A 25,669-nucleotide genomic window follows, 5' to 3' on the forward strand; every position below is an offset into this window, starting at 1 on the left:
CTCCGGTATGGACGACAGGGAACTGCTGGAAACGGCCCGCCAGGCCGTCGACGACTCGTATGCCCCCTACTCCGAGTACCGCGTCGGCGCAGCGCTCGAAACTGACGATGGGACCGTGTATACGGGCTGTAACATCGAGAACGCCAACTACTCCAACAGCATCCACGCCGAGGAACTGGCGCTCTCGAAGGCCATCGAAGCCGGCCATCGTTCCTTCGAGCGCATCGCCGTCAGCAGCAGCAAGCGCGACGGCATTACGCCCTGCGGGATGTGCAGGCAATCGCTGCGGGAGTTCTGCGATGACGACCTACGAGTCATCTGTGAGAACGAGGAAACCCCGGAGGCTAAACCGGTGGTGTACACCCTCGGCGAACTCATTCCGAACACGATTTCCCCGGAGACGCTCGAATGACTGGGGATAGCGAAGACCCGAACGACGACCTCCAGTATCACATCGAACTGGCCGACGGCGACGTCGATGGGCCGGTCCTCCTGCCGGGGGACCCGGACCGCGTCGAGGTCATCGCAGACTACTGGGACGACTACGAGGAGCGAGCCCGCCACCGCGAATACCGGACGCTTTCGGGCGCCTACGACGGGGAGCCCGTCTCCGTCACATCCACGGGTATCGGCTCGCCGTCGACGGCCATCGCCGTCGAGGAACTCGCCCGCGTGGGCGCCGAGACGTTCATCCGCGTCGGCTCCTGCGGTGCGATTCAGCCGGAAGTCGACATCGGCGATTTGGTCATCACGACCGCTGCCGTCCGCCAAGAGGGCACCAGCGACGAATACGTCCGTGAGGACTACCCGGCGGCGGCCCACGACGAGGTCGTGACGGCACTGGTGACGGCGGCTGAACGTCTCGGCTACGACTACCACCTCGGCGTCACCTGTTCGACCGATTCCTTCTATGCCGGCCAGTCCCGGCCCGGATTCGAAGATTTCCGTGCCGCCGGCTCGGAGGAGCGAATCGAGGCGCTTCAGGAGGCCGGCGTGCTGAACTTCGAGATGGAGGCCAGCGCCATCATGACGCTGGCGAACATCTACGGCCTCCGTGCGGGAGCGGTCTGTACGGCCTACGCCAACCGCGTCACCGGCGAGTTCCGGACGGAGGGCGAGGGTCGGGCCGCCGAAACGGCATCGCTGGCAGCGTCGATTCTCGCGAAGATGGACCGAAAGAAGGCCGAATCCGGCGTCGACCACTGGCACGCCGGCCTGTCGATTCCCGAGGACGAGGCGTAGGTTAGAACTCGTACTCCCCGACGCCATCGGGGTAATCGGTGTCGTCCTTCTCCGGTCGGTCCGTCGGTCCGCGGGTTTCCGCCGCGCAGTCCGTGCAGAGCCCGGTTTCTCGGTCGTAGTGGTCCTCACAGACCAACTGCCCACAGCGGTCACACTGGTCCTCGATGCTGGCAGCCTCGCAGATTTCACAGAGCCCCGAGACGCTCATGTCAGTCGATTGGACGGCCATCCGGATAAACCCCGAACTTACTTTCGGGGAGGCCCAACTGCGGGTGTGCAGCAAGACCGGCTCGTCTTCGGATTGACCGTCCTGTTTGCGGCCATGACCGCGCTCGTCGCCGCGTTGAGCCTGGTCCTCTGGGAGCCGGTACTCCTCGTGATGCTCGTGCCGCTGGTAGTGCTGACCTACGCGTTCTGGTATCGCTCGTCGGGCAAACTCCGGGAGCGAATCGCCCAGTCCGGAACGCGCTCCCGACGAGGGGCTGGCACAGAAACGGGCGGGTTCGGGGCGGGGCCACGAGAGGGGTTCGAGAGTGCCCGCGGACAGCGCGCTCGGGAGGCGTGGGAGCGACGACAGCGGCAACAGCGGGCCGGCGGTGCTGCCGACGGGGGCGGCCGCCGTGCCGGCCCGCAGCCGTCGCCCTCAATCAGCAAGGCGGAGGCGTATCGACGCCTCGGCCTCGACCCCGGGGCCGACGAAGCCACAGTCAAGCGGGCTTATCGCGAGAAGGTAAAGGAAGTCCATCCGGACCGCGGGGGCGACGAAGAAACCTTCAAGAAGGTAACTGAGGCTTACGAGACGCTGACCGAGTAGACGCTAGTCGTCCTCGTCGAGGTAGTGGAGAACGCCGGCCACGTCCCGCTGGACGGTCGGGCTTTGCCATTCGTCGCCGAGGTCAGCGACGATGGCGCCGACGTCGTCCTCGTGTTCGTTCCGCTTTTCTCGCAGGAGGTCGACCCACTCGGGGAGCATCGCCTCGTAGCGGTCAAGTTCGGCAACGGCGTCGTCGCCGCCCGGGCCGACGTGGCCGTAGAGGTTCTTTTCGGGGTCGTAGGCCCGCAGGCGGTCGACCGTTTCGAGGTTCGCTTCGAGGTCGAAGCCCGGCGGGGGCGTCGTCGGTCGCATCGCGCCCGCGAGGTGCATCCCGGCAGCGTCGATGGAGAACATGGCCTCAGTTTTGGGGTCGTAGGCCGCGAAGTGATGGGGGGCGTGGCCCGGCGCGTCGATGAGTTCGAGTTCCCGGTCGCCGATATCGACGCGTTCGCCGTCGGCGACCGTGTGGCACCGGTCGGCGTCAAGGAGTTTCGGTTCACCGTAGGCGTTTTCGACACCCATCGCGCGGTCGACGCTCCGTTTGAGGCGCGCGAGTTGGTCGGGGTCCGTAATGTAGGGCAGGCCGCGCTCGTGGACGTGGAACTCGGCGTTCGGGAGTTCGGCGGCGAGGTGGCCGGCGCCGCCCGCGTGGTCGAGATGGACGTGGGTGACGAGGACGTGTTCGACCTCGGTTCGGTCGATGCCGATGCTGTCGAGGGCGTCGTAAATCTTCTCGGGGGAGTTCGCCGACCCGGTGTCGACGATGGTCGGTTGGGGCGCGTCGATGACATAGAGGGTGAGCGCGCCGGGCGACCCCATGAGGTGTGGGTCGACGGTGTAGATGTCCCCGAGGGCGTGGGTGACTGCCATACGCCGCGGTACGACAGGCAGGGTTTTGATACCTGCGGCGTCCCGACTGTGAGTATGCAGCCGCTGGCCGCCGACATCGACGGCACGCTCACACGGTCGGACAAGTCCATCGACCCGCGAATCTTCGATGCGATTCGGGAATGGGAGGCGCCGGTGGTCATCGCAACCGGCAAGTCGTTCCCCTATCCCGTCGGCCTCTGTGAATTTCTCGGGGTTCCGCTGAACGTTATCGCCGAAAACGGCGGTGCCGTCTACATCGAGAAGGCCGACGAAGTCGTCTACAACGGCGACCCGGAAGGGGCGAAGGCGGTCGCGACCGAGTATATCGAGGCGGGCCACTCGCTTGGCTGGGGCGAGGTCGACATGGTCAACCGCTGGCGGGAGACGGAGGTCGCTGTCGCCCGCGACCAGCCGTTGAAGCCGCTGGAGCGAATCGCCGCCGACCACGGCATGGACGTGGTCGATACCGGCTACGCCTACCACGTCAAGGCGTCGGAAGTCGACAAGGCGACGGGGCTGAAAACCGCGGCCCGACTCTTGGACCTTTACCCGGAGGAGTTCGCCGCCGTCGGCGATTCGGAGAACGACGCCGAGATGTTCGAGGTCACGGGTCGGTCGTTCGCGGTGGCGAACGCCGATGAGACGGCGAAAGCGGCGGCCGACGAGACGACGGAGGCGAGTTTCGCCGACGGCTTTCTGGAGGCGCTGGAACGCCTCCGGGAAGAGACCTGATCACGACAGGCCGGGCTTCGGTTCGGACCCATCAAAGTGTTGGCCGGGCCATCCTGACAGCCGCTTGAACCATGAGTAACGTCGCCTACGGGGGATTCCCGGGGAAGGCTTTTATCGGTGTGGTTGTTATCCGCACACAGAAATGAGCGCCGACCGGGCCGCGCTCCGTCAGGCCCTGGAGGAGGGCGAACGGGAGGGCGGCAGCGTCGAATTCAAAGAACGGCTCACACGCGGAACGCACCTTGCTGACGGACGTCTCGAATCCCTCGTCGCCCAGTTGCGACACCGCATCCTCTCGGGGGACGGCGAGGCGACCTACGTCGTCGGCGTCACCGACGACGGCGGTATCGCCGGTATCTCGCCGGAGGCCTTCTCCGAGTCGATGGACGTCCTCTCCCTTTTGGCCGAGGAGGCGGGCGCCCACATCGAGGACGTCGAGACGTGGGGCGTCAGCTCCGACGGGACGGCCGCCAAACGGGGCGCCGGTCCAATCGACAGCAAGGCCGACGAGAACGGCCTTGTCGGCGTGGCGACGCTCAAAGAAGGCGCCGTCCTCGACGTCGACGACGACCACATCGTCGTCGGGACCGCCGGCCACGTCGACCACGGCAAATCCACGCTCGTCGGGTCGCTGGTGACCGGCGACCCCGACGACGGTCAGGGCGGGACGCGTGGCTTCCTCGACGTCCAGCCCCACGAGATGGAACGCGGCCTTTCGGCGGACCTCTCGTACGGCGTCTACGGCTTCGACGACGAGGGCGCAGTCCGGATGGACAACCCCCACCGAAAATCCGACCGGGCGCGGGTCGTCGAGGAGGCGGACCGACTCGTCTCCTTTGTCGACACCGTGGGCCACGAACCGTGGCTCCGGACGACGATTCGCGGTCTCGTCGGGCAGAAACTCGATTACGGCCTGCTCGTCGTGGCGGCCGATGACGGCCCGACGAAGACGACACGCGAGCATCTCGGCATCCTGCTGGCGACCGAACTGCCGACCATCGTCGCGATTACGAAAGCCGACATGGTGAGCGACGAACGGGTCAGTGAGGTCGAACGCGAGGTCGAACGCCTGCTCCGGAACGCCGACAAGACGCCGCTGCCGGTCGAACGGCACGGCGTCGAGGCAGCCATCGAGGAGATAAACGAGCAGGTCGTTCCCGTGCTGACGACCAGTGCAGTGACGATGGAGGGCCTGCCCGTCCTCGACGAACTCTTCGAGCGCCTGCCGAAGACGAGCGCGACGGAGGGCGACTTCTCGATGTACATCGACCGCACCTACAGCGTGACCGGCGTCGGCCCCGTCGCTTCGGGGACTATTCGCTCCGGCAGCGTGCAGGCGGGCGACGAACTGCTCGTCGGGCCGCTGGCGGACGGCACGTTTCAGGAGGTCGAGGTCCGCTCCATCGAGATGCACTACCACCGGGTCGACGAGGCCTCGGCGGGCCGCATCGTCGGCATCGCCCTGAAGGGCATCAACGAGGCCGACCTCGACCGCGGGATGGTGCTGTTGCCGCGGGATGCGGACCCCGACCCGGTCCGGGAGTTCGAAGCCGAGGTGATGGTCCTGAACCACCCGACCCGTATCGACGACGGCTACGAGCCGGTCGTCCACCTCGAAACCGTCAGCGAGACGGTGTCCATCCACCCGGAGGGCGGCCAACTGCTGCCGGGCGATTCCGGGATGGCGACGATTCGGTTCAAGTTCCACCCCTATCTCGTCGAGGAGGGCCAGCGGTTCGTCTTCCGCGAGGGCAGTTCGAAGGGCGTCGGCACGGTGACGGACGTCACGCCTGTCGAGTAAACGCCGAGAAATCCCTTCCTGATTTTATTTTCTCGAAACGCGACTCGAAATCGGTGTTATCGGTTTTTATACGGAGGGTATCGTGGGTGATGTGATGAACGCACACAGTTCGGTTCGCGTGGTACTGGGGATTATGGTCGCCGTCGCGTTCCTCTTCGGGGGCGTCGCGTCGGCGTCGGCCTGTCAGGGATTACTCGACTGTGACGGCGATACGACGCTCGAAACCGGCGAGGAGAAGGAGGACGTCTATCTCAGTCAGGGCGTCTCCGGCGACGCCGACAACGTGACGGACCCCGGTAACTTCACGACACGCCACGGCGCCCACGTCTACGTCAACAGCGGTTACGTGAACGCCGGCGCGTCCGTCAGCGTCGAGAAGCCCTGAAACGCCTCGGTTTTTATAAATCAGTAGCGGTCCGTTCGGAAAGCAGCGACGGGAACTCCGAAAGCGTCGAGAGGGTGTAATCCGGCTCCGGGTCGGCGGGTTCGTCGCTGTCGGGCACCCACACCGACCCGAGGCCGGCCGCCCGAGCGCCGGCGATATCCGACTGCAGGGAGTTGCCGACGTGGAGCGTCCGGTCGGGACTCGCGGACAGTTCCGATAGCGCCGTCTCGAACGGTTCGGGGTGTGGCTTGGCCGGCGCGTCGTAGCCGGCGTAGACGACCGTATCGAAGGCGTCATCCAGTCCGATGCCGGCGAGTTTCTGTGATTGCATCTCGGGCGCGCCGTTTGTCACGACGCCGACGGGCAGTCCCTCGACAGCCGACAGGGCCTCTTCGACGCCGGGGAGGGGTTCGACGTTGGCGTGGTCGCGTTCGGCAGCGTAGGCGCGTGCGACCGTGCGGCCGGTTTCGGGGTCTCGGCCCTTCGTCTCGGCGATGGCCGCGAAACACCGCTCGCGGAGGTCGGCCATCGAGTCGCTGTCGTCGACGAACTCGGGGTAACGGTCGTGGTACTCCGAGAGGGTGATGAAGGGGTCGTGGCCCGTCCGCTCGAAGGCCGCATCGAGGACGTCCGCGCCCGACCGGCGATACCGGCAGAGCGTGTCGTCGATATCGAAGAGGACCGCGTCGAGTTGCACACCCGGATTGAGGACTCAAGCGGCAAAACCGCTACGGGGGCGAAATCGCCTTTGGCGTTGAGGTCCAATCGGTAAATATGAGCCATCGAACGATTTCGGTCACCGACATGGCCTGTACCGGCTGTGAGGAGAACGTCGAGGACGCCCTCGAAGCCCTTGACGGCATCTCGGCTGTGGAGGCCGACCACGAGGCGGATACCGTCGAAATCGAAGCCGACGACGGCGTCTCCGACGAGGAGGTCGCCGCAGCCATCGAGGACGCTGGCTACGAAGTGGCCGGGTGAGCCGCCACCGCCGACGAGACGCCTGCGATTCTCACACGGGGGAGCGGTCCGCTTAATCCGCTGGGACACGAAACGAGGACAATGAGTCAGGGGCGAGCCACGGGGACGGGGATGGACGCCTTTTCACACCTCCATCCGGACGTCCGCGCGGCCCTCTCGGAACGTGGTTTCTCGACGCCGACGGAGCCACAGCGAAAGGCGATCCCCGCGCTGTCCTCGGACGAGCACGGACTGGTCATCGCACCGACCGGCTCCGGCAAGACCGAAACCGCGATGCTACCGGTGTTTTCGGCAATCTGTGAGCGCGAGCACCGCCACGGGTTGCAGGCCCTCTACGTCACCCCTCTCCGCGCGCTCAATCGCGACATGCGCGAGCGCCTCGACTGGTGGGGCGAGACGCTGGATATCGATATCGACGTCCGCCACGGCGACACGACGGACTACCAGCGGAGCAAGCAGGCCGAGAACCCGCCGGACGTGCTCGTGACGACGCCCGAAACGCTGCAGGCGATGTTCACCGGCGAGAAACTGCGCCGGGCACTCGCCGATATCGAACACGTCGTTATCGACGAGGTTCACGAACTCGCCGCCTCGAAACGCGGCGCGCAGCTGACCATCGGCCTCGAACACCTGCGGGAACACGCCGGCCCGTTCCAGCGTATCGGCCTCTCGGCGACCGTCGGCGACCCCGAGGAGGTCGGGCGCTTTCTGACGGGCGACCGCGGCTGTTCCATCGTCGAAGTCTCGGCAGGGTCGAACATCGACGTCGAGGTGCGTGAACCCGAAATCCACCCCGAAGACCACACCACCGCAAGCGAACTGATGACAGAGGCGTCAGTCGCCAGCCACGTCCGTGTCATCGACGAACTCGTCTCCGAGCACGAGTCGACGCTAGTCTTCGTCAACACTCGGCAGACCGCGGAGGGTCTCGGTTCCCGGCTGAAAGCCTACGGGACGGACATCGGCATCCACCACGGCTCGCTGTCGAAATCCGCGCGCATCGAGGTCGAAGACCGATTCAAGGCGGGCGAAATCGAGGCGCTGATGTGTACCTCCTCGATGGAACTCGGCATCGACGTCGGCAGCATCGACCACGTCGTCCAGTATTCGAGTCCCCGTGAGGTCCGGCGCCTGCTCCAACGTGTCGGTCGTGCCGGCCACCGCCGCGATGAGGTTTCCTCGGGGACGGTCATCACGACGCGACCGGACGACACGTTCGAAGCGCTGGCCATCGTCGACCGCGCCGAGCGCGGCGACGTCGAGGACGCGGGCATCCACCACGCCAGCCTCGATACCGTCGCCAACCAGATTCCGGGGCTGCTGATGGGCTTCGGCGAACTCTCGGCGGCGCGGGCCTACGACATCGTGACGCGAGCCTACCCGTTCCGGAACCTCCCCGAGGAGGATTTCAAGGCCGTCGTCCGCGAACTCTCGGAGAACCGCATCCTGTGGCTCGACGAGAGCGAGGACCGACTGGAGAAGTCCGGCGGAACGTGGCAGTACTTCTACGCCAACCTCTCGATGATTCCCGACGAGGCCAACTACACCGTCAAGGACATGGCCTCGGGGGACCCGGTCGGCACCCTCGCCGAGCGCTTCGTCGTCACTTTCGCCCAACCCGGTGAGACGTTCATTCAGGGCGGCGAGATGTGGCGAATTACGGAAATCGACGACGAGGAAGAGGAAGTCCTGGTGACGCCCATCGAGGACCCGGCCGGCGAGGTACCGTCGTGGGTCGGCCAGGAGATTCCGGTCCCCTACGACGTCGCCCAGCACGTCGGCCGGACGCGGGCGGAGGCTCGCCAGCGCTTCGACGAGGGGTGCGAGGCCGACCAGAGGGAGGCCTCGAAAGGGGCGAACGGGGAGCGTGAGCGACCCGTGAGCCGCGAGACGGTCGCCCGTGGTCTCGCCGACCGCTTCCCGACGGATGAATACACCGCGAGTCAGGCACTCGACCCCGTCGAGAAACACGAGGACGCGATGCCCTCCGACGAGCGAATCGTCGTCGAGGGCTATGGCCGTGAAATCGTCGTCAGTGCCGCCTTCGGCCACACCATCAACGAGACGCTGGGTCGCCTGCTCTCGGCGCTTATCGGCCAGCGAACCGGCTCCTCGGTCGCGATGGAGGCCGACCCCTACCGTATTGAACTCGAAGTGCCGGGCGGGACGACCATTGGTGACGTTGTCGAGGTACTGGAAGACACCGACCCTGACCACGTCGGCCAGCTCATCGAGTTGAGCCTCAAGAACAGCGACTCGCTCAAGTTCACCTTGGCACAGGTCGCCGCGAAGTTCGGCGCGCTCAAACGCTGGAAAGGCAAGGGCTCCAGCCAGAACCGCTTCGGGAAGGACCGCCTGCTGAAGGCGCTGGAGGACACGCCGATTTACGACGAAGCCATTCGCGTGGTCCTCCACGAGCAACTGGATGCCGACGGCGCGAGCGACGTCCTCCGGCGGCTCCAGGACGGCGAACTCAGTCTCAAAACTGTCGGCAACCGGACGCCGTTGGGTCGTGCCGGCCGGTCGTCGGGTCGTGAACTGCTCTCGCCGGAGAACGCCGACGCGTCGGTCATCGAGACGGTCAAAGAGCGGATTCAGGGCGACCGCGTGCTGCTGGCGTGTCTCCACTGTAACGACTGGGACCGCCGCCAGCAGGTCCGCCGCGTCGACGACCAGCCGGAATGTCCCAAGTGCGGGTCGACGCGTATCGCCGCGCTGAATCCTTGGGCCGACGAGGTGCTGGAATCGGTCCGGAGCGGCGACAAGGACGAGGAACAGCGGAAACAGACCGAACGTGCCTATAAAGCCGCTAGCCTCGTCCAGAGCCACGGCAAGGAGGCCGTCATCGCGCTTGCGGCCCGGGGTGTCGGCCCCCGGAACGCCGCCTACATCATCAACAACCACCGCGAGGACGAGGAGGATTTCTACCGGGACATCCTCCAGCGGGAACGGCAGTACGCGAAGACGAAGTCCTTCTGGGACTAACAGATACTGTAGGTGACGTAGAACTCGCCGTCCTCGGCTATCGCGACGAAGGCGTTTCCGTAGCACTCGCTGGTTTTGACGGTCGCCGATTCCCGCTTGTTGCCGCGTTCGGCGGCGATGACGAACTCTTCGATGCCGTCGGGATTGGCCCGTTCGAGGTTGTAGACGTCACGGTCCGTTTCAGGGGCTACCTCGCGGGTCTCCTCGTAGACTATCCCCCCGGATTCGCGGCTGATTTCGAGCCTGATAGTCTGTGCCTCGTCCGACCGGTTTTCGATACCGACATCAAGGTCGGGGTCCGGTTCAGTCATCGGGTCCTCGTGAGGCGGCGGGTTCTCGGGCGGCGTTCCGGATGGTGAGGGAGCCGCGTCATCGGTCGGGTCCTCAGCGCTGGGCATGGACCCATCGAGACAGCCGGCGAATCCGGCGATGCCGATCCCACAGCCGGCGAGGAATCGTCGTCGTTCCATACCGATGGGGTTGCGTGGGACTGATAAGTGCCTTCAGAAGGCCCAAACGCGCGTTTGACCTACGCTACTGCTCGCGAACGTGTTCCATCGCCGCATCGAAGTGCTCGCGGCGAATCGTCACCTCGCCCGCCCGGTCGGCGGCTTCCTCGGGGCCGAGTTCGGCGGCGTGTTTTCGAATCGCCCGCATTGAAGCCTCTCGGACCAGCGACTCCAGTTGCGCCCCGGAGAAGCCGTCGGTGTCGGCCGCGATGGCATCGAGGTCCACATCGTCGGCAAAGGGTTTTCCTCGGCCGTGAACCGCGAGAATCTTCCGGCGGGCCTCACGGTCCGGGTTCGGCACCTCGACGTGCGTTTCGAGGCGGCCCGGTCGCAGGAGCGCGGGGTCCAGCGCCTCCCGGCGGTTCGTCGCCGCCAGCACGACCAGGTTGGGGTTGTCCGACAGGCCGTCGAGTTCGGTCAACAGTTGGGAGACGACGCGTTCGCTGGCCTCGCTGGAATCGCCGCGGACGCCGGCGACGGCGTCGATTTCGTCGAAGAAGACGATTGCCGGGGCGGCCTGTCGCGCCCGGTCGAACACCTCCCGGACGGCCTTCTCGGATTCGCCGACGTACTTGTCCAGCAGTTCGGGGCCGGCGACGCTGACGAAGTTCACGTCGCTTTCGCCGGCCAGCGCCCGCGCGAGAAGTGTCTTGCCGGTCCCCGGCGGGCCGTGAAGGAGGACGCCGGAGGGCGGCTCCGTACTCGTCTCCTCGAAGAGCGCGCCGTAGGAGAGCGGCCACTCGACGGCCTCGGTGAGGACCTGTTTGGCCTCGTCGAGGCCACCGACGTCGTCGAAGGTGGTGTGTGGCGTCTCGGCGACGTGTTCACGCATCGCCGAGGGGTCGACCGCGGCGAGGGCGGCCTCGAAGTCCTCACGAGTGATGACCAGTTCCTCGCGGTCGTCGCGGGCCCGGAGCGCGCGCATGGCGGCCTCCGTCGCCAGCGAGTGGACGTCCGCGCCGACGAAGCCGTGGGTGCGGGCAGCGAGTCTGTCGAGGTCGACGTCCTCTGCCAGCGGCATCCCCCGAACGTGGACGTCGAGGATTTCGCGGCGGCCCGCCTCGTCGGGAGCGCCGATTTCGATTTCGCGGTCGAAGCGACCGCCACGGCGGAGGGCCGGGTCGATGGCGTCGACGCGGTTGGTCGCGCCGATGACGATGACCTGTCCCCGGCTTTCGAGGCCGTCCATCAGCGTCAGCAGTTGGGCGACCACGCGGTTCTCCATGTCGGCGTCCTCGTCGCGGGTGCCCGCGATGGAGTCCAGTTCGTCGATGAAGACGACCGCGGGTTCGTTCTCGACTGCTCGCTCGAAGGTCTCTCGGAGTTGCTCCTCGCTTTCACCCTTATATTTGGAGACGATTTCGGGGCCGTCGATGACCTCGAAGTGGGCGTCGACTTCGTTGGCGACGGCCTTGGCGATGAGCGTCTTGCCGGTGCCCGGCGGGCCGTACAGCAGGACGCCCGACGGCGGGTCGACGCCGAGTTTGCGGAACAACTCGGGTTCCGACAGCGGGAGTTCAATCATCTCCCGGACCTGTTCGAGTTCCTCGTCGAGGCCGCCGATATCCTCGTAGGTGGCGTCGGTTGTCGCGGTCACGTCCGCCCCGTCGCCGCCGGTCTGGGCGGCGTCCGGTTCCTGCTGGCTGCCCACGTCAGGGCTGGCTCCGCCGACTGAGCCGTCCGAAACTTCTCGGACGCGAACCGTCGTTGTGTCGGTGACCCGGACGGTTCCCTCCGGGCTGGTTTCGGCGACGGTAGCCCGGACGCCCGGCCGTTCGAGTCGGAGTGCCTCGCCGGCACGCAGTGGCCGGTCGCGCAGGTCGCTCGTCACCGCGTCGAGCAGGTCGTCATCGACGGGAACGGGGAGTTCGATGAGGACGCGGTCGGCGTCCTCGACGGAGACCGGTTTGACGGAGACCATATCACCGACGTTGGCGCCGGCGTTCGCGCGGGTGTCGGCGTCGATGCGGATGACGCCGTCCTCTCCGCTGGCCGGCCAGACTTTCGCGACCGTCGGTCGGTCGCCCTCGATGACGACGGTATCGCCGCTGAGAACGCCGAGCGCACGCCGGGCGGATTCGGGCAGGCGCGCGACACCGCGACCAGCGTCTCGCTTTTCGGCACCCCTGACGGTGAGGGTGACCCGATTGTCCATGGAGGGTGTGAGGCCGCCCACGGCTTTACCGTTCCGCCGTCACCGACCCCGGCCGCTCGTTCAGAGAAACGAATATACGTCCGCGCGGTACAATATCACGCATGGTCGCGACCACAGAGCGGGACGGGTCGACGTGGTACGAGTGTGAAGAATGCGGGTTGCTCTTCGATGACCGCTCCGATGCGAAACAGCACGAATCCACCTGTGACGCGGAGGAACCCAGTTATATCCAGTAGCGTTCGCCCGGCGTTACGGAGCCGTGGTGTCCGACCGCTGTCGTGAAGCCGCGTTTACGATAGGTGGCGTTACCATCCGAGTTCAGTGGGCGCTTTTCGGCGTTGGACGGGAGTGTAAGATAACGGATTCCGGAACAGTGGTGCCTGATTCGTATTTATACGCCGACCGACTCGGTTCGGCCGGACCGACCTCTCACCCGTAACCGGGCCTCAACTGTCGGGCTCGGAACGAATCTTGGTTACCGTAATCAGATAGTCGGCACCGCAGTCACACCGCACCCGGTCGTCTTGGTTGTCGAACGGTACTCGCGCCCCGCATGCACAACTGAGTTCCCCGTGTTCGATCATAGGTCGTCACAAGCGGGTAAAGGTACATCCCCATCCGTCCCCATCCCGCTTGCACCTACCTAGTCCGAGTATTGCAGTATTAATCTTCGGGACACCACATAGTATAAAATAACAGTCATAGACCAGTGTTCGAACTGATGGACCACAAACGAATGCTTAGGTGACGCTTCGAATTCCGCCGCGCTTCTCGGCGAAGAAGTGACCGTACATCACCTATAAGCGTTCGCGGTGTTCCGCGACCAACCGCTCGGCCTCCTGCCGGTTCTGGGTGGCCGTCCACCGCACTTGCTCCCCGTCGCCGTAGCCCAGTGCCTCCTTCAGGCTGTCCCGGAGCGGGCCGTGGTCGACGGCGATGACGTTTCCGTCGCCGTCCCCGAGTTCGTAGACGCCGTAGCGGTCGGGGACCTTTCCGACGGTCGACCGCTCCAGCGGTTCCCACGCCTTTTTCAGTGGCATGGTCAGTCCTCGCGGTCGGCGTCGCCCGTGCCCTCGGCGTGGTCCTCTTTGACGAGTTCGTAGGACGCTTCCCCGCGTTCGTCCTCCGAGAAGACGAACACGCGGCCGCGGGCGGTTTCGGGGTCGGCCGTAATCTCGGTGCGGTAGCCGTGGTTTTCGGCGTCGACGCCGGGGAACAGCGACGCTTCCTCACCGCGGTCAACGATGACGCGGCCGACGCCGGTCGATTCGAGGATGTCGTCGTGGGTCCGCCGGTCGTTGACGTAAACCATCACGCCCTCCTCCTCGTCGGGCGAGGTGACCAGTACGTGGACCTCCTTTCCGGGACCGGTGACGACCGACTCCTCCTTTTTCGTCGGCACGCCGTGATAGAAGACCGTCCGCCCGTCGAGATACTCGACTTCGATACCCTCGCGTTCGAGCGAGATGCTGATCGTCTCGGGGGCGATATCGCTTCGCTGGGTCATTGGCGGTGCTAGCGCGGGCGGCGGCAAAAGGAAGGCGATTGCCCGCGAGACCGAAGGCACCCATAGCAGGACATTTCCCGCGGTGACGCCTGCCGTCGGTATGTCGAACCCGAACGCCCACCACGTCGGACTCACCGTCTCTGACCTCGACCGCGCGCTCGAATTCTATCGCGACACGCTCGGCTTTCCCGTTCTCGACCGCTTCGAGGTTTCCGGGGAGGCCTTCGCCGACGTGACGGACATCGACAGCGCCGCCGGGTCGTTCGTCCATCTCGATGCCGGCGACGTCCGCCTCGAACTCGTCGAATACGAACCCATGGGCGCGGACCACACGCGACCAGATATCAACCAGCCCGGCGCGGCCCACCTCGCGTTGGCCGTCGAGGACGCCGACGCGGCCTTCGAGGCGTTACCGGAGTCGGTTGAGCAGGTCGGCGGCCCCCGGACGACCGACAGCGGCACGCGCCTCGGTTTCGTCCGGGACCCGGACGGCAATCTCGTGGAACTGCTGGAGGCCTAAGGTGTCGGCTTGCGCTAACCGCCACCAATTTGTAGCCGCCACGGTGAGGGTAGCCTGATGGATGGTCGCGCAGTCGCCCCGGCGGCGGGCACCGTACTGAACGCGCTGGCGAACGGCTACGGCGCTGCCTTCGCCATCGACGCCTACACCGAGGCGACGGTCGAACTCGACGGCTCCGGCGAGGTGACCGGTGAGGTTGCGGAAGCGCCCGACGCCGACACCGCGCTTATCGAACGCTGTGTCGAGCGGTGCGTCGAACGCTTCGGCGACGGCGAGGGCGGCCACGTCCGCACCGAAAGCGAGATTCCGATGGCCGCCGGCCTCAAAAGCTCCAGCGCCGCGGCCAACGCGACGGTGCTGGCGACGCTGGACGCTCTCGGCGCCGGCGACGAACTCGACCGCGAGGACGCCTGTCGCATCGGCGTTGAGGCCGCCCGCGATGCCGGTGTCACGATTACGGGCGCCTTCGACGACGCCTCGGCGTCGATGCTCGGCGGCGTCACCGTCACGGACAACACCGAGGACGAACTCCTCCGACGGGACGAACCCGACTGGGACGTCCTCGTCTACACGCCCGACGAACGGGCCTTCTCCTCGGACGCCGACGTCTCCCGGTGTGAGAAAATCGCCCCGATGGCCGACGTCGTCTACGAGTTAGCGATGGACGGCGACTACGAGCGGGCGATGGGCGTCAACGGCTTTGCCTTCTGTGCCGCCCTCGGCTTCCCGAGCGAGCCAATCGTCGAGGCGATGCCCGAGGCCGCCGCCTCGCTTTCGGGTACCGGGCCGAGTTACACCGCCGTCGGCGACCGCAAAACGCTGCAGCGACTCGAAGACATCTGGAACGAACGGGACGGACATACATGGCTGACAACAACGCAAACGACGGGAGCAACGACGAAATGAGCGACGAGACCGACTTCCGCGGCGACCCCGCGGAGATGGACCTCGACGAACTCCGCGAGGAGATACGGACGATTGACCAAGAAATCGTCGAGTTAATCGCCCAACGAACCTACGTCGCCGACAGTATCGCCGAGGTCAAACGACAGCAGGGTTTGCCGACAACCGACGAATCGCAGGAGGAAGCCGTTATGGAGCGGGCCGGCGAGAACGCCGAACAGTTCGACGTCGATGCCAACCTCGTGAAGGCGATTTTCCGGCTGCTCATCGAACTGAACAAAGTAGAGCAGCGGGAAAGTAGGTAGCTGAGAGAACGGCTGTTACGGGGCTTCTAGCTGTATATTAGTGGATTGGATGTCGATTCTTGACGCCGCCTCACAAATTTTGGGCTCGATGAGCAGTCGGAAGATTCGACCAGATCTGTCGTTCTCGCGGTCACGACAACTGCTAGTGAGTGCCTCGCTTCGTTCAGTTAGTACCCTCCTCAGTCCGAAGTTATTCCTCGTCAGGTGGTTCGAGTGGGACTCGTCCGACCTCAATCTCTTCGTAGTCTTTCTCGGACGAGAGCACGTCCATCCCACGCGTTTCCGCAGTCGCTGCGTGGAACGCGTCGAACGACGTCATCCCCTCGTCGTAGTAGTTAACGGCTTTCAGAACGACCTGTTTCTCTTCCTCGCTCTGCACCGGGACGAGTTCGAGCAGGTTCGCCACCAGCGGAACGTAATCGAACTCGTATCGTTCCCGGGCGAGGAGGAGTTCGAGGTACGAGAACGGTGATGTCTCGACGTCGTACTCCGCGAGGGCGTCCTTTGCGGAGCCCTGCAACCAATCGGAATCTTTGGCGAGTGCGAGCAGAAAATCCGTTTCGACGTACACCGTCATCTGTCGCCGCCGGCTTTCTCAGCTTCGTCTTTCGCCTCTGCCTCGATGTCCTCTCGGATATCCTCAACGGGTGCATCGTGAAGCTCACCTGCCGCTTCGCGGACAGCGGCGAGTGGGTCGTCCGCGACCGGGATCAGTTCGATTCTGTCCTCGTACATGACGATGTGATACTTCTGGCCGTACTTCTCGCGCACCTCCTTCGGGATGTACAGCCGCCCCTGTGCATCCGTTTCTGCTGACATAGAGAAGTATATGTTACCACAGACAAAGAATCTTACCATCAGACTGAGACTGATGGTTCAAACAAGATTTTTTCAATAGTGCGTATGGTGGCTTTCAGCTATCTGAACAAAGTCGATCAACGGGAGTCTCGGTAGCTCACAACGCGGATTTGTACTATAATTTCACGTTAGAATGGCCTGATTAGCTGCTCGGTAGAGCCCGCAGATGTTCCGGTTATGTTAGTTGCGGCCATGGTGTTTCCTCTCGGCCTACAAGTCGTAAATGAACCTATCAATTAGCCAGTTGGCGATAAAGAGTCCTGCGCAAAAGACGACTGATAAAAGCGTACCGGCGAGCGTACCAAACTGCTTCTATCCGATGAGGAACCCAACGCCCACGATAAAACTGCCAATAATGATTCGCCAGTCCATCTCTTAACTATCGAAGTGGGAATGATAAGCACACGCTTCTTACGCACCGTCTCGGAAGGCTGCTACTATCCTGACACCCACGAGACCGTAGACGAACCCGATGAGACCGAGATAGAATCCAGCGTAGAGAGCCCATCTCTCGCCCATTATATCCGGGGACAATATGGTGAACCCCCCATAAAGTGCGAGGAGGATGGCGAACAGTTCAAGCAGGAGGGCTTTTTGAACGGACATCTCGGTGGGTGTATCTTTTTGGCCATCAATAAATCTCTAATGTCTATCCTCCCTGTATCGCTCACGATGGCTGATTTGCCTCTACTGGGCGTTCCAGCGAGGATCGACTGAATCGACTCCGAAAACGAGCGTACGTATCTATCGGAGACCTTTAGCGGTGAGGAAGGCTACTCCTATCGCAACGACCCCACCAATCAGGAATCCAACGCCAGATTCTAAAACAACGTAAAGGGGGCATCCAATTCCAAAAAACGCCAACCCGGTAGCGGCAAGAAGTATCCTGAACTTCGTGTCGATAACTGCCATCTCTTCGAATCGACTCATTTGCTAAACCACTTGACAGCCGTTTAATATATCGCTTGGGTTGGCTAATTCGGCCCCTCTATCGACCGATTCGCATATCTCTGTTCAGGGAAACCCGTAGATTGGCGACCGGTGGCCTACTGCGCTAATCTGCGCGATGCGATCGAGTTCCCGACGTTCGACCGCGACGAACTGGTTGCCCTCCTCGAAGCCGAGGAGGACATTCGCCAGGGGCGAATCATGAGCGCCGAGGAGGCGCGCGAGCGGTTCGGCACGGACGGCGATGAGTGAGGCGACTGGACGTGGGAACTCTCATCGAAGGCCCAAGACGACCTCGCCGCGCTCGACTCCCACGAGCAAGACCGTATTCTCGACAAACTCGACGAAATCGTCGATTCGCCGTGGCGCGACCCACCCGATTACGGCGAACCACTCCAGAACAGTCCACGGAAGAAAATGCGCGTTGGTGGGTTCCGTCCCGCCGTGACGTTCCGTCAGAACGAACGGCGCATCGTGGTTGTTCGAATCAAGCGCCGTGGTGGTGCATACACCGCCGACGATGACTGAGTATACGGCGAAGGAAGCGGCAAGATAGACGAAATCCGTAACGTCAGTCCGAGACCTGAGCAAAGTTGAGCAGCGCGGGTCTCGGCAGCGCACAATATGTGTTTTTACAACACTTTATTTTATACTATACACTAACGATTATATCCTCAGTAGAGCCTGCAAAGGCATCGCAATCGGTGAGTGTTGCTCGGTGAAATTAGGGACAACACCTAAGACCGGGACGTATGAACACCAGTCATACTTCTTCCTCTATGAGTTCATTCACCTTTGAGGGAATCACCGTTCTTCACGTTGACGATGAACCCGGATTCACGGAACTGGTTACAGACTTCCTCAAACGTGAAGATTCGACGTTAGCGATCTGTAACGCGACAAGCGTAGACGAGGCATTATCGATTCTTCAGGAGACGGAAATCGACTGTATCGTGAGCGACTACGATATGCCGGGAAAGGACGGGCTTGACTTCTTGGAACTGGTTCGGGACGAGTACCCGAAGCTGCCATTTATCCTGTTTACAGGTCGCGGTTCAGAACAGATTGCGAGTGAGGCGATTTCTGCTGGCGTCACTGAGTACCTCCAGAAAGAAGGCGGGTCAGAGCAATACAAGATTCTCGCCAATCGAATCCGAAATTCCGTCCAGAGCGTTCGTGCCGAGGAGGCTGTTAAACGAACGGAGGAACGCTATCATAACTTGGTGGATACGGCCCCGATTCCGATTGTTCTGTTTAATCAAGAGAGACGTGCCGTCTACTCGAATGAGGCAGCGGTGGCGTTCCTCGATGCCGATTCACACGCCGAGATAGAAGGAAAACGAATGGTCGATTTTCTCCATCCCGACGATAGAGATGTCGCACTCGAACGCTTCGAGCGACTCATGGCCGAAGACCAGTCATTGCCCGAGTTAGAATTCCGAATCAAGACTATTGACGGTGAAATCAAACCTGCGACAGTTGCGACTGCTCACGGCTACTACCATGGAGAGGAAGTCGGTCAAGTAATGGTCTATAAATGAGCCATTCTACGATATCGACCGATTCACATCTCTCTGTTCAGGGGAACCCGTCGTAACTCGATAGACACCGACCCGCAGCGACAGACATGGTTTCAGCCCAAAAACGGCTTGGCGATTCTGGCGTCGTTTCGGTCCCCTCACGAGGAGCCGTATCTGTTAGCGGAATAAACTCGGTAAGACAGCAGATTGGCGGGTACAGACCCGCCTTAGACAGGGATATTAGGCATCGCCCAGTATCCATCGTTGAATGCCCTCCTCTCCACCCTTCGTCGACCCGGCCACAGGCGAACTGGATATCGCTCAGATTATCTCGGAAGCCGTTCCGCTCGGCCGACTCATCGGCTTGTTCGCCGTAATCGGGTTCATCCCGTTCAGTATCGGGGCCTTCGGATACGGAAATTCAACCGTCGGGGTGGTCTTCGTGCTCCTCGCACAGTTCGTTCTCGCCGTCGGTGCCGGTGTCGTTCTCATCTACGTCATCGTTCGCGGTACGCAACTGGCCGAGGAGTAAGTCCCCCGAACCAAGCATCCTCAGTCTTCGGCAGCGGCCCCTGCAGTGGGGCGACCATCGATGTCGTCGAGGGGTTCGTCACCTTCGGCTATGTCGTCGACGGCGTCCTGAATCTCGTCCGTTCGGGGCCGGCGGTCGACGCGCTCGTTGACCGCTTCGAGCCGGTCGATGACCTCGTCGATGTCCTCGCTGAGCGTCTCCTCGACGTTCTCAGCGACTTCCTGAGACATCCACTCGGGGTCGAAGCGGGCCATCTTCCAGGCGACGTGAATCGCATAGGAAACGAGCACGCCGAGGCCGAACGCGATGCCGATTTCGTTTCGGACGACGATGATGAGCAGGACCGAAACGAAGATGATGGCTCCGTAGGCGAGGTCGGTCAAGTAGTCTACACGGCGTGGTTTCATCGGTGTGTTCCGTACATGGTGTGGTGTTTGTCGGGTGTCGCTTGCCGCTTATCGAGCGGAACGCTATGCGAGCGATGGTCGCAAAAATCGGATATAGTCTACCGGTGCCGTAAGGCGTCGGTAGTCAGTTAAGCGCGAACGACGTTCGTCGCGCGGGGGCCCTTGGGGGCGTCCTCGATCTCGAATTCGATTTCGGTGCCTTCGGTAAGGTCCTCGCCGCCAACGTCCTCCATGTGGAAGAAAACGTCCTCGTCGGAGTCCTCAGTCTCGATAAAGCCGTAACCGCCTGTGTCGTTGAAGAAATCAACAGTTCCGTTAGCCATTGCAATTAAATAGTGACCTGCGACACGGATAAGGGTTTGTATATGAATACTCGACACCCGATTTAGCATAAATTCGTATTCCAAATATCGGTTCTGATGGTCGTTCGAACACGCACTTATTCAATACGGAGCAAACATCACGGTAGAGGCAGAAAGGCAGTGGGCCTCCCGGTTTCAGAATCCACGCAGTCGTGCGAATTTACCGATGGGTCTCGAACCAGTCGACGGCGAAATCGACCAGTTCTGGCTGACTGAGGAGTGTCGCGTCGGCGGCACCAACCGACCCCTTCTCGGCGCCGAACTCGGATTCGAAGGCCGCGCCGACGTCCTCGAAATCCTCCGTCGTCGTCACGATGTCGTCGTAACTGACCATCACGCGCTCGTCGTCCTCGATGACTGGCGCTCGGTGACTGACGTGCTCTTTCTCGAAATCAGCGCGGTGTTCGGCGAGATGCAACGACGTGTTGACGTCGTGACCGACGCCGAGCAGAAGGACGCGGCCGTCGCGGTCGTAGACCTCGGCGAGCGGCGACCCATCGCCGAGGCCGTAATCGTAGCTGTGGTCGGCGACGATTGCGTCGGCGTCGGCACCCCACGCGGCAAAGGAGCATTCGGGGTGCCGGCTTCGGACTGCGTCGGGGAACGTCCGGAAACACTCGGGGACCGCACCGACGCCACGCGAGGGCGTCGCCTCGGGACGGAACGGCGGCAGCCGCTCGGGCATCGCCTCGACCCATGCGTCGGGAATCGGCGGGTTCGACCACTTCGCGGAATCGCTGTACTGGGGCGAATGCGTCGGCACGACGAGCGTTCCCTCCTCGGTGACCGCCCGCTGAAGACCTTCAACGACGGCTTGCTGTTGGCCGGCGACCCACCCTAGCGCGCTCATCGAGGAATGGACGATGAGCGTCTCGCCGGCCTCGACACCGAGAGCACGGCAGTCGGCAGCGATATCGTCGACGGTGACGGGGCTTTCGACCCGCTCGATGGCAGCCTGCTCGGTCATACGGACGGCCATGTGGCGGGGGATTGAGTATCTTCCCCGGGCGTGGGTATTTGTGGCACCGGGCCGACAGGTTGGGTATGCCCGAGTGGAAGACGGACGCGACCGACCCCATCATGCGCGTGCTGTATCAGGCCGGCGTCGCCCTGTCGCCGCACAGCATCGTCACCAACATCAAGGAGTACGCGGGCGAGGCACCGTCCATCGTGGAGACCCAGGAAACGCTGGAAGCCCTCGAAGCGGAGGGCATGGTCCGGCGACTGGACCGCCCCGAGGAATATTACGTCATCACCGACCACGGCGCGGATTACGTCGAGACCGAAATCGACGCGGAAGCGTTCGGCTACGTCGACTGATTACTCCGAGTAGGTCTCAGCGAGGCCGTCCAGCGCCTCGTGGTGGGTCGTCGTATGTGGCGCGGTCAGCGGCGAGACGCTGACCCGTCCCTCGACGACGGCCCGGCGGTCGCTGCCGAGCGGGTCGGGAATGTCGCCTTCGGCCATCCGCTCCCAGATGCGGTCGTGGATGGTGACGGTTTCGCCGTCGCGTTCGGCGTCCATCTGGTAGACGTGAGAGGGACGCGTAATCTCCATGTCGGCGTGGCCCTCCTCCGACGGGAGCGGCGCGTTGACGTTGAGGTAGTCCGCGTCCTCGAAGACGCCGACGTTCATCGCGTGGTCGATGAGATACCGGACCGCGCGGGTGGCCTCCCGGAAGTCCTCGGGGTCGGCCTCGAAGTCCTGAAAGGAGATGTCGCCGACCGGGAAGTAGACGGAGGCGGCGATGGCGGGTACGCCGAAGAACGCCGCCTCGACGGCCGCGGAGACGGTGCCCGACCGCCCCAGAACGTATTCGCCGAGATTGGCACCCGCGTTGACGCCGGCGACGACGAGGTCTGGGTCGAGGTCCAGGGCGCCGATGCCGGCGATGACACAGTCGGTCGGCGTCCCGTCGACGGCGTAGCCGAACTCGTGGTCGTGGAGTTCAACGTGTTTCGAGTGTTGGCGGCCGACCGCGCTCTGGTCGGTTGCCGGCGCCAGCGTGGTCACGTCGGCGATGGCATCGAGTTCCTCGTAGAGCGCCCGAATCCCGGGCGCGTCGATGCCGTCGTCGTTCGTGAGCAGGATATCCATACCGGTGGTGTGGGCCGCCCTCGCAAAAGTTCATCGCACGCACTCCGGAGTTTCGATATCGACGGGGCCGACCCGACCGGCGGACGCCGAGAACATGTTCGCCATAATCGATAATCGCCGAGCGCAGCGGCCTTCGGGTATGCTGGATACCGATACCCTGTTCGACCGTGAGACACTGCTCGACATTCTGGTCAACGTCGTTCCGGTTGGGATTCTACTCTTCTTCACGCTCCTCTTCCTCGGCTACGGGTCCTACCCGAGCAATACACTGGTCACCGTGGTCCAGCTATCGCTCATCCTCATCCCCGTGGTCGTGGTCGTCGTCATAACCTATTACGCGGCGAAAGCGGTCACGAAAGCCGAACAGGCGGGCGGCGACGAGATACCGCCCGGATATTCGTGGGCCGACGCGGAGATGACCCCCGAAGCCGACGACGATTAGGCCGATAGCTGGCGGGTCGACAATCGCGGCACGTCCATCACTCCACGACGTACGACTGGTGGTCGCCGCGGGTGCGCACGTCGACGAACTGGTGCCGTGCTGTCTCTCCGACGGTGCCCGCAAACGAAACGTCGCTGCCGTCCTCGCCGTAGACCTCGTTTGCCCCCACGAGGTCGTGGTCCCGAAGCGATTCGACGATATCCGACGGTACTGCTCCGTCCTGCTGTAAGTCGAGAACAAGCAGTTGGTCGGTAAAGCTCTTCGCGAGGAACGCGTCGGCGACGGCGTCGTGTTCGCGGAGTTCGGAAGCGAGGCCTCGGAGTTCCGCGTCCCGGTCGGTCATCGGTGAACGCGTCGGCCGTCGTCGCCGAAGTCCCTGTTGCGAACATGTTCAGACGGCCGACAGCGCCCTACGTGAGTCGGTCGACGACCGTCTCGGCGTCGACGACGAGGTTGTAGGCCTCCTCGTCGTCGTTCCACAGCACCAGTACGTTCTCGAAGCGGAGCAGCGAGCCGTAGGGCGCCCGTGCGAGCGCCTCGTTGAGCGCCGATTCGCGCGTCAGCACGGCGTAGTTATCGACCGTCTCGGAGCCGTCGCTGATTTTGAACAGGGGGTTGCCCTCCTCGGCGAGGTTCGGCGAGAGTTTGAGCGCGTCGAGGTCGATACGCTCGGTGACGTGGGCTTCCATGTCGGCCATCTTCGCGACCTGCTCGGGGTCGGGCGTGTACTCGATGGCTCGCTTGCCGTCGGTCCGCAGGAGGAGGTAGGCGAACTGCACATCGGTGTTGAGATACGTTCCGTCGCCGCTGGCCACGAGGCCGCGCCGGTCGTCGTCAGCGCCGCCGACGGCCGCCCGGTCGAGGCGGCTCTGAAAGGCCGGCGGCTCGATATCGGGTTCGCGTCGGAACGTCCAGCCGCGGTCCTCGGGGTCCTCGTCGGGCCAGAGCCGAACCGTCGGCGCGTAGACGGTTGCGTCGGGCCGCCGGTCGACGAGGTCGCGTTCGATTTCACGGAGGCGCGTGGCGGTCCGTTCCTCGGCCGGCGAGATGGCCAACAGGGTCCCGTCGTCGGCCAGCGCGTCGAGATACCGTTCGGCGACCGAAACGGGGTCGTCGAGTTCCGAGAGGACGTTCGCGAAGACGAGCAGGTCGTACTCCGTTCCGTCTTCGGGGTCGAACTCCTCGGCCCGCTCGCGGTGAATCGTCGTCCGGAAACTGGGATGAGTGTCGGCCAGCATATGTTCGAGGACGTCCGCAGCGGCGCTCGGTTCGACGGCGTCGTAGTCGACGAGGACGCCATCCGGCAGGAAGTCGTGGAGGCCGAGGGCGGGGCCGCCGGTTCCCGCGCCGACTTCGAGGACGCGGAGGTCGTGGTCCAGCAGGCCGTCCCGTGCGAGTTCGTAGAGGACGTACTGGATGGCGGCGTAGTAATCCGGCAGGTGGTAGACCCCGTAGGCCAGCGCAGTCTCTTCGTCGTAGTCGACGTCGACGTCAGCGAAGTAGGCCTCCTTCAGGTCGTCGATGCGGCCTCGGAGGGCGTCGCCGCTGTCGCCGTCGGGCCACCCGGGGCCGTACTTCTCGACCAAGAGGTCCTCGAAGCGGCGCGCATAGGGTTCGGGGAAACGTTCGACGCCGTGGAAGTCGACGTCTATCGGGCCCTCCTCGATTGGGACGAAGGTGCCGTCCTCGCGTTCGCGGATACCCAACTCGAAGGCGTGTTCGCGGAGGGTCTCCCGGACGACGGCCGGATGTGGCTGGCTCTCGATGTATTCGTATATCTCATCTGGGTCGATGGGACGGACCTCTCGGAGGTAGCGTGCGTTGTCGATGATGGCGTCTGTGTCGGTCATTTGCTGGCGTCCTCGTAGCGGTCGATGAACGTCTCGCGGTCGGCTTCGGCGAGTTCTCTGGCGGCCTCGGCGACGGCCTCACGGCCCGCGAACCGCTCCTGAATCTCGGCGTACACCTCGGGCGTGCCGTCGACCATCTGGTCGACCAACTCCTCCAGCGGCGCCGACAGCGTCGTGTGGAACCGCGGGTCGACGTCGTCGGCTGCCAGCGCGTAGGCGAGAACGGCGGTGTGGGCCTTCGCTTGAACCGTCTCCATCGCCCGGTCGTGTTCGGTGGGCGTCGTCTCGAAGACGTCGTTGCCGGCCGCAGTCAGTGCGTCGCAGATGCCGTCGATGACGGGCCCCTCGCGGTCGATGACGACGGGGACGTTCCCCGGGGCGTTCGACGCCGAAAACAGCGGGTGGAAACTCGCCCGCTCGCGCTCGGTGGCGTGGTCGGCGAGCGCGGCGACCGAATCGCGCATCTCGCCGGAGACGTCGACGACGGCCTCGGTCGCCTTCCCGGCGTGGTCGGCGATGGCCTCGGGAACGGCCGTCATGGGAACCGCAATACAGACGACCTCGAAACGCTCGTCGGTGTCCAGCGGGACCGTCGTGGCGTCGTCGCGTTCGGCGGCCGCCGCTTCGGCGACGTCCGGGTTCCGGTCGGCGAACGCGACGGCCTCGGCGCCGCTGTGGCGGGCGAACCACCGGCCCATCTCCCCGGCACCGACGACGAGCAGTTGCATGGGCACGGGTAACCACGGCCGACTCAAAAGGGGTTCGGGATTGCCATCCGTTTCGGCGCCCCTGCGGGCAGCTATCGGAGGTTTCGGCGCGGCTCCGAAGGTAGACGGCGGCTCAGGAGTAAGCGTCGTCACAAGGGGCTCGGAGCGGGGGTACGAGCCTCATCATAGCCGCCGAGGGACGGTAGGTGCGGGCGGCTTTTGTACCTTACCAGTCCG

At 63.7% G+C, this 25,669-nt stretch carries 34 protein-coding genes and 2 pseudogenes; 18 read left to right on the top strand and 18 right to left on the bottom strand.

The annotated features are described in order from the left end of the window. The first annotated feature begins 7 nt into the window (after nt 1-7). Complete coding sequence (cdd, locus tag HWV23_RS01295) at nt 8-412, top strand: cytidine deaminase (RefSeq protein ID WP_178288668.1); 405 nt, start codon at nt 8-10, stop codon at nt 410-412. Then, nucleotides 409-1,242 carry a nucleoside phosphorylase gene (locus HWV23_RS01300; protein ID WP_178288669.1) on the top strand — a complete coding sequence of 278 codons (834 nt, stop codon included), beginning with the start codon at nt 409-411 and terminating at the stop codon, nt 1,240-1,242. Before cdd ends, HWV23_RS01300 begins: the two co-directional genes overlap by 4 nt. 1 nt (nt 1,243) lies before the next feature. Here HWV23_RS01300 and HWV23_RS01305 read toward each other — a convergent pair whose 3' ends face one another. Then, nucleotides 1,244-1,450: a hypothetical protein gene (locus HWV23_RS01305; protein WP_178288670.1), complete on the bottom strand. Its 207-nt coding sequence runs from the start codon at nt 1,448-1,450 to the stop codon at nt 1,244-1,246. A 66-nt stretch (nt 1,451-1,516) separates the two neighbouring features. Between HWV23_RS01305 and HWV23_RS01310 the strand changes: the two genes are divergently transcribed. Further along, the gene (locus tag HWV23_RS01310) at nt 1,517-2,056 is read left to right on the top strand and encodes a J domain-containing protein (RefSeq protein WP_246282712.1); all 540 of its coding nucleotides are present in this window, start codon (nt 1,517-1,519) and stop codon (nt 2,054-2,056) included. 3 nt (nt 2,057-2,059) lie between these two features. On the opposite strand, the gene HWV23_RS01315 is transcribed toward HWV23_RS01310, so the two are convergent. After that, nucleotides 2,060-2,926, bottom strand: coding sequence for an MBL fold metallo-hydrolase (locus tag HWV23_RS01315; protein WP_178288671.1), 867 nt, complete (start codon nt 2,924-2,926; stop codon nt 2,060-2,062). A gap of 54 nt (nt 2,927-2,980) precedes the next feature. Here HWV23_RS01315 and HWV23_RS01320 point away from each other — a divergent pair, with 54 nt between their 5' ends. From HWV23_RS01320 to HWV23_RS01330, 3 genes are all read left to right on the top strand, one after another. After that, on the top strand, nt 2,981-3,658 hold the full coding sequence (locus tag HWV23_RS01320) for a phosphoglycolate phosphatase (RefSeq protein ID WP_178288672.1): 678 nt from the start codon (nt 2,981-2,983) through the stop codon (nt 3,656-3,658). Nucleotides 3,659-3,800: 142 nt separating this feature from the next. Continuing rightward, nucleotides 3,801-5,459, top strand: coding sequence for a GTPBP1 family GTP-binding protein (locus HWV23_RS01325; protein ID WP_178288673.1), 1,659 nt, complete (start codon nt 3,801-3,803; stop codon nt 5,457-5,459). A 94-nt stretch (nt 5,460-5,553) separates the two neighbouring features. Continuing rightward, nucleotides 5,554-5,844 carry a hypothetical protein gene (locus tag HWV23_RS01330; protein ID WP_178288674.1) on the top strand — a complete coding sequence of 97 codons (291 nt, stop codon included), beginning with the start codon at nt 5,554-5,556 and terminating at the stop codon, nt 5,842-5,844. A 13-nt stretch (nt 5,845-5,857) separates the two neighbouring features. Here HWV23_RS01330 and HWV23_RS01335 read toward each other — a convergent pair whose 3' ends face one another. Beyond that, nucleotides 5,858-6,541, bottom strand: a complete 684-nt coding sequence (locus HWV23_RS01335) for an HAD family hydrolase (RefSeq protein WP_178288675.1) — start codon at nt 6,539-6,541, stop codon at nt 5,858-5,860. 77 nt (nt 6,542-6,618) lie between these two features. Here HWV23_RS01335 and HWV23_RS01340 point away from each other — a divergent pair, with 77 nt between their 5' ends. Beyond that, nucleotides 6,619-6,825 (top strand): heavy-metal-associated domain-containing protein, encoded by a 207-nt coding sequence (locus HWV23_RS01340; protein WP_178288676.1) that lies wholly within the window; start codon nt 6,619-6,621, stop codon nt 6,823-6,825. A gap of 81 nt (nt 6,826-6,906) precedes the next feature. Next, nucleotides 6,907-9,810 (top strand): DEAD/DEAH box helicase, encoded by a 2,904-nt coding sequence (locus tag HWV23_RS01345; RefSeq protein ID WP_178288677.1) that lies wholly within the window; start codon nt 6,907-6,909, stop codon nt 9,808-9,810. Here HWV23_RS01345 and HWV23_RS01350 read toward each other — a convergent pair. Both HWV23_RS01350 and HWV23_RS01355 read right to left on the bottom strand, forming a co-directional pair. Next, the gene (locus HWV23_RS01350; protein ID WP_178288678.1) at nt 9,807-10,280 is read right to left on the bottom strand and encodes a hypothetical protein; all 474 of its coding nucleotides are present in this window, start codon (nt 10,278-10,280) and stop codon (nt 9,807-9,809) included. The genes HWV23_RS01345 and HWV23_RS01350 overlap by 4 nt on opposite strands. Before the next feature lie 64 nt (nt 10,281-10,344). Continuing rightward, a complete protein-coding gene (locus HWV23_RS01355; RefSeq protein WP_178288679.1) occupies nt 10,345-12,474 on the bottom strand; it encodes an AAA family ATPase in 2,130 nt (709 codons plus the stop codon). A 101-nt stretch (nt 12,475-12,575) separates the two neighbouring features. On the opposite strand from HWV23_RS01355, the gene HWV23_RS17140 reads away from it, so the two are divergent. Next, nucleotides 12,576-12,710: a DUF7128 family protein gene (locus HWV23_RS17140; protein WP_281362677.1), complete on the top strand. Its 135-nt coding sequence runs from the start codon at nt 12,576-12,578 to the stop codon at nt 12,708-12,710. A 561-nt stretch (nt 12,711-13,271) separates the two neighbouring features. On the opposite strand, the gene HWV23_RS01360 is transcribed toward HWV23_RS17140, so the two are convergent. Continuing rightward, a complete protein-coding gene (locus HWV23_RS01360) occupies nt 13,272-13,514 on the bottom strand; it encodes a DUF7508 domain-containing protein (RefSeq protein ID WP_178288680.1) in 243 nt (80 codons plus the stop codon). Nucleotides 13,515-13,516: 2 nt separating this feature from the next. Next, complete coding sequence (locus tag HWV23_RS01365; RefSeq protein WP_178288681.1) at nt 13,517-13,981, bottom strand: DUF5796 family protein; 465 nt, start codon at nt 13,979-13,981, stop codon at nt 13,517-13,519. Nucleotides 13,982-14,081: 100 nt separating this feature from the next. Between HWV23_RS01365 and HWV23_RS01370 the strand changes: the two genes are divergently transcribed. The 3 genes from HWV23_RS01370 to HWV23_RS01380 are packed head-to-tail and all read left to right on the top strand — an operon-like array spanning nt 14,082 to nt 15,709. Then, nucleotides 14,082-14,501, top strand: a complete 420-nt coding sequence (locus HWV23_RS01370; RefSeq protein WP_178288682.1) for a VOC family protein — start codon at nt 14,082-14,084, stop codon at nt 14,499-14,501. 57 nt (nt 14,502-14,558) lie between these two features. Further along, nucleotides 14,559-15,407 carry a shikimate kinase gene (locus HWV23_RS01375; protein WP_178288683.1) on the top strand — a complete coding sequence of 283 codons (849 nt, stop codon included), beginning with the start codon at nt 14,559-14,561 and terminating at the stop codon, nt 15,405-15,407. Next, nucleotides 15,404-15,709, top strand: a complete 306-nt coding sequence (locus tag HWV23_RS01380; RefSeq protein ID WP_178291588.1) for a chorismate mutase — start codon at nt 15,404-15,406, stop codon at nt 15,707-15,709. The genes HWV23_RS01375 and HWV23_RS01380 overlap by 4 nt, the downstream gene beginning before the upstream one ends. Nucleotides 15,710-15,899: 190 nt before the next feature. On the opposite strand, the gene HWV23_RS01385 is transcribed toward HWV23_RS01380, so the two are convergent. The 4 genes from HWV23_RS01385 to HWV23_RS01400 form a co-directional block, all read right to left on the bottom strand. Next, entirely contained in the window at nt 15,900-16,286 is a 387-nt protein-coding gene (locus tag HWV23_RS01385) for a PIN domain-containing protein (RefSeq protein ID WP_178288684.1), read from the bottom strand. Next, on the bottom strand, nt 16,283-16,528 hold the full coding sequence (locus HWV23_RS01390; RefSeq protein ID WP_178288685.1) for an AbrB/MazE/SpoVT family DNA-binding domain-containing protein: 246 nt from the start codon (nt 16,526-16,528) through the stop codon (nt 16,283-16,285). The genes HWV23_RS01385 and HWV23_RS01390 overlap by 4 nt, the downstream gene beginning before the upstream one ends. 450 nt (nt 16,529-16,978) lie before the next feature. Next, nucleotides 16,979-17,173 carry a hypothetical protein gene (locus HWV23_RS01395; protein WP_178288686.1) on the bottom strand — a complete coding sequence of 65 codons (195 nt, stop codon included), beginning with the start codon at nt 17,171-17,173 and terminating at the stop codon, nt 16,979-16,981. Between the two features lie 138 nt (nt 17,174-17,311). Beyond that, nucleotides 17,312-17,497 carry a hypothetical protein gene (locus tag HWV23_RS01400; RefSeq protein WP_178288687.1) on the bottom strand — a complete coding sequence of 62 codons (186 nt, stop codon included), beginning with the start codon at nt 17,495-17,497 and terminating at the stop codon, nt 17,312-17,314. A gap of 129 nt (nt 17,498-17,626) precedes the next feature. Between HWV23_RS01400 and HWV23_RS01405 the strand changes: the two are divergent. The 4 genes and pseudogenes from HWV23_RS01405 to HWV23_RS01420 all read left to right on the top strand — a co-directional run. Continuing rightward, nucleotides 17,627-17,767: pseudogene (locus HWV23_RS01405) on the top strand (ribbon-helix-helix domain-containing protein); the annotation flags it as partial. A 6-nt stretch (nt 17,768-17,773) separates the two neighbouring features. Next, nucleotides 17,774-18,043: pseudogene (locus HWV23_RS01410) on the top strand (type II toxin-antitoxin system RelE family toxin); the annotation flags it as partial. A gap of 251 nt (nt 18,044-18,294) precedes the next feature. Then, on the top strand, nt 18,295-19,056 hold the full coding sequence (locus tag HWV23_RS01415) for a PAS domain-containing response regulator (RefSeq protein ID WP_178288688.1): 762 nt from the start codon (nt 18,295-18,297) through the stop codon (nt 19,054-19,056). A 247-nt stretch (nt 19,057-19,303) separates the two neighbouring features. Further along, nucleotides 19,304-19,567 (top strand): hypothetical protein, encoded by a 264-nt coding sequence (locus tag HWV23_RS01420; protein ID WP_178288689.1) that lies wholly within the window; start codon nt 19,304-19,306, stop codon nt 19,565-19,567. A gap of 20 nt (nt 19,568-19,587) precedes the next feature. On the opposite strand, the gene HWV23_RS01425 is transcribed toward HWV23_RS01420, so the two are convergent. The 3 genes from HWV23_RS01425 to HWV23_RS01435 form a co-directional block, all read right to left on the bottom strand. Further along, nucleotides 19,588-19,974, bottom strand: a complete 387-nt coding sequence (locus HWV23_RS01425) for a hypothetical protein (RefSeq protein ID WP_178288690.1) — start codon at nt 19,972-19,974, stop codon at nt 19,588-19,590. Nucleotides 19,975-20,102: 128 nt separating this feature from the next. After that, complete coding sequence (locus HWV23_RS01430; RefSeq protein ID WP_178288691.1) at nt 20,103-20,297, bottom strand: cold-shock protein; 195 nt, start codon at nt 20,295-20,297, stop codon at nt 20,103-20,105. A gap of 199 nt (nt 20,298-20,496) precedes the next feature. Further along, nucleotides 20,497-21,303 (bottom strand): AAC(3) family N-acetyltransferase, encoded by an 807-nt coding sequence (locus HWV23_RS01435; RefSeq protein WP_178288692.1) that lies wholly within the window; start codon nt 21,301-21,303, stop codon nt 20,497-20,499. Between the two features lie 77 nt (nt 21,304-21,380). Between HWV23_RS01435 and HWV23_RS01440 the strand changes: the two genes are divergently transcribed. Next, entirely contained in the window at nt 21,381-21,656 is a 276-nt protein-coding gene (locus HWV23_RS01440) for a hypothetical protein (RefSeq protein ID WP_178288693.1), read from the top strand. Here HWV23_RS01440 and surE read toward each other — a convergent pair whose 3' ends face one another. Continuing rightward, nucleotides 21,657-22,433, bottom strand: coding sequence for a 5'/3'-nucleotidase SurE (surE, locus tag HWV23_RS01445; protein ID WP_178288694.1), 777 nt, complete (start codon nt 22,431-22,433; stop codon nt 21,657-21,659). A 139-nt stretch (nt 22,434-22,572) separates the two neighbouring features. On the opposite strand from surE, the gene HWV23_RS01450 reads away from it, so the two are divergent. Then, nucleotides 22,573-22,875, top strand: a complete 303-nt coding sequence (locus HWV23_RS01450) for a DUF6684 family protein (protein WP_178288695.1) — start codon at nt 22,573-22,575, stop codon at nt 22,873-22,875. 37 nt (nt 22,876-22,912) lie between these two features. Here HWV23_RS01450 and HWV23_RS01455 read toward each other — a convergent pair whose 3' ends face one another. The 3 genes from HWV23_RS01455 to HWV23_RS01465 form a co-directional block, all read right to left on the bottom strand. Next, on the bottom strand, nt 22,913-23,218 hold the full coding sequence (locus HWV23_RS01455) for a hypothetical protein (protein WP_178288696.1): 306 nt from the start codon (nt 23,216-23,218) through the stop codon (nt 22,913-22,915). 67 nt (nt 23,219-23,285) lie between these two features. Then, a complete protein-coding gene (locus tag HWV23_RS01460) occupies nt 23,286-24,725 on the bottom strand; it encodes a small ribosomal subunit Rsm22 family protein (protein ID WP_178288697.1) in 1,440 nt (479 codons plus the stop codon). Next, nucleotides 24,722-25,453, bottom strand: a complete 732-nt coding sequence (locus tag HWV23_RS01465; protein WP_178288698.1) for an NAD(P)-binding domain-containing protein — start codon at nt 25,451-25,453, stop codon at nt 24,722-24,724. The genes HWV23_RS01460 and HWV23_RS01465 overlap by 4 nt, the downstream gene beginning before the upstream one ends. Between the last annotated feature and the right edge of the window lie 216 nt (nt 25,454-25,669).

This window comes from Natronomonas halophila (genome assembly GCF_013391085.1).
Taxonomy (GTDB): domain Archaea; phylum Halobacteriota; class Halobacteria; order Halobacteriales; family Haloarculaceae; genus Natronomonas; species Natronomonas halophila.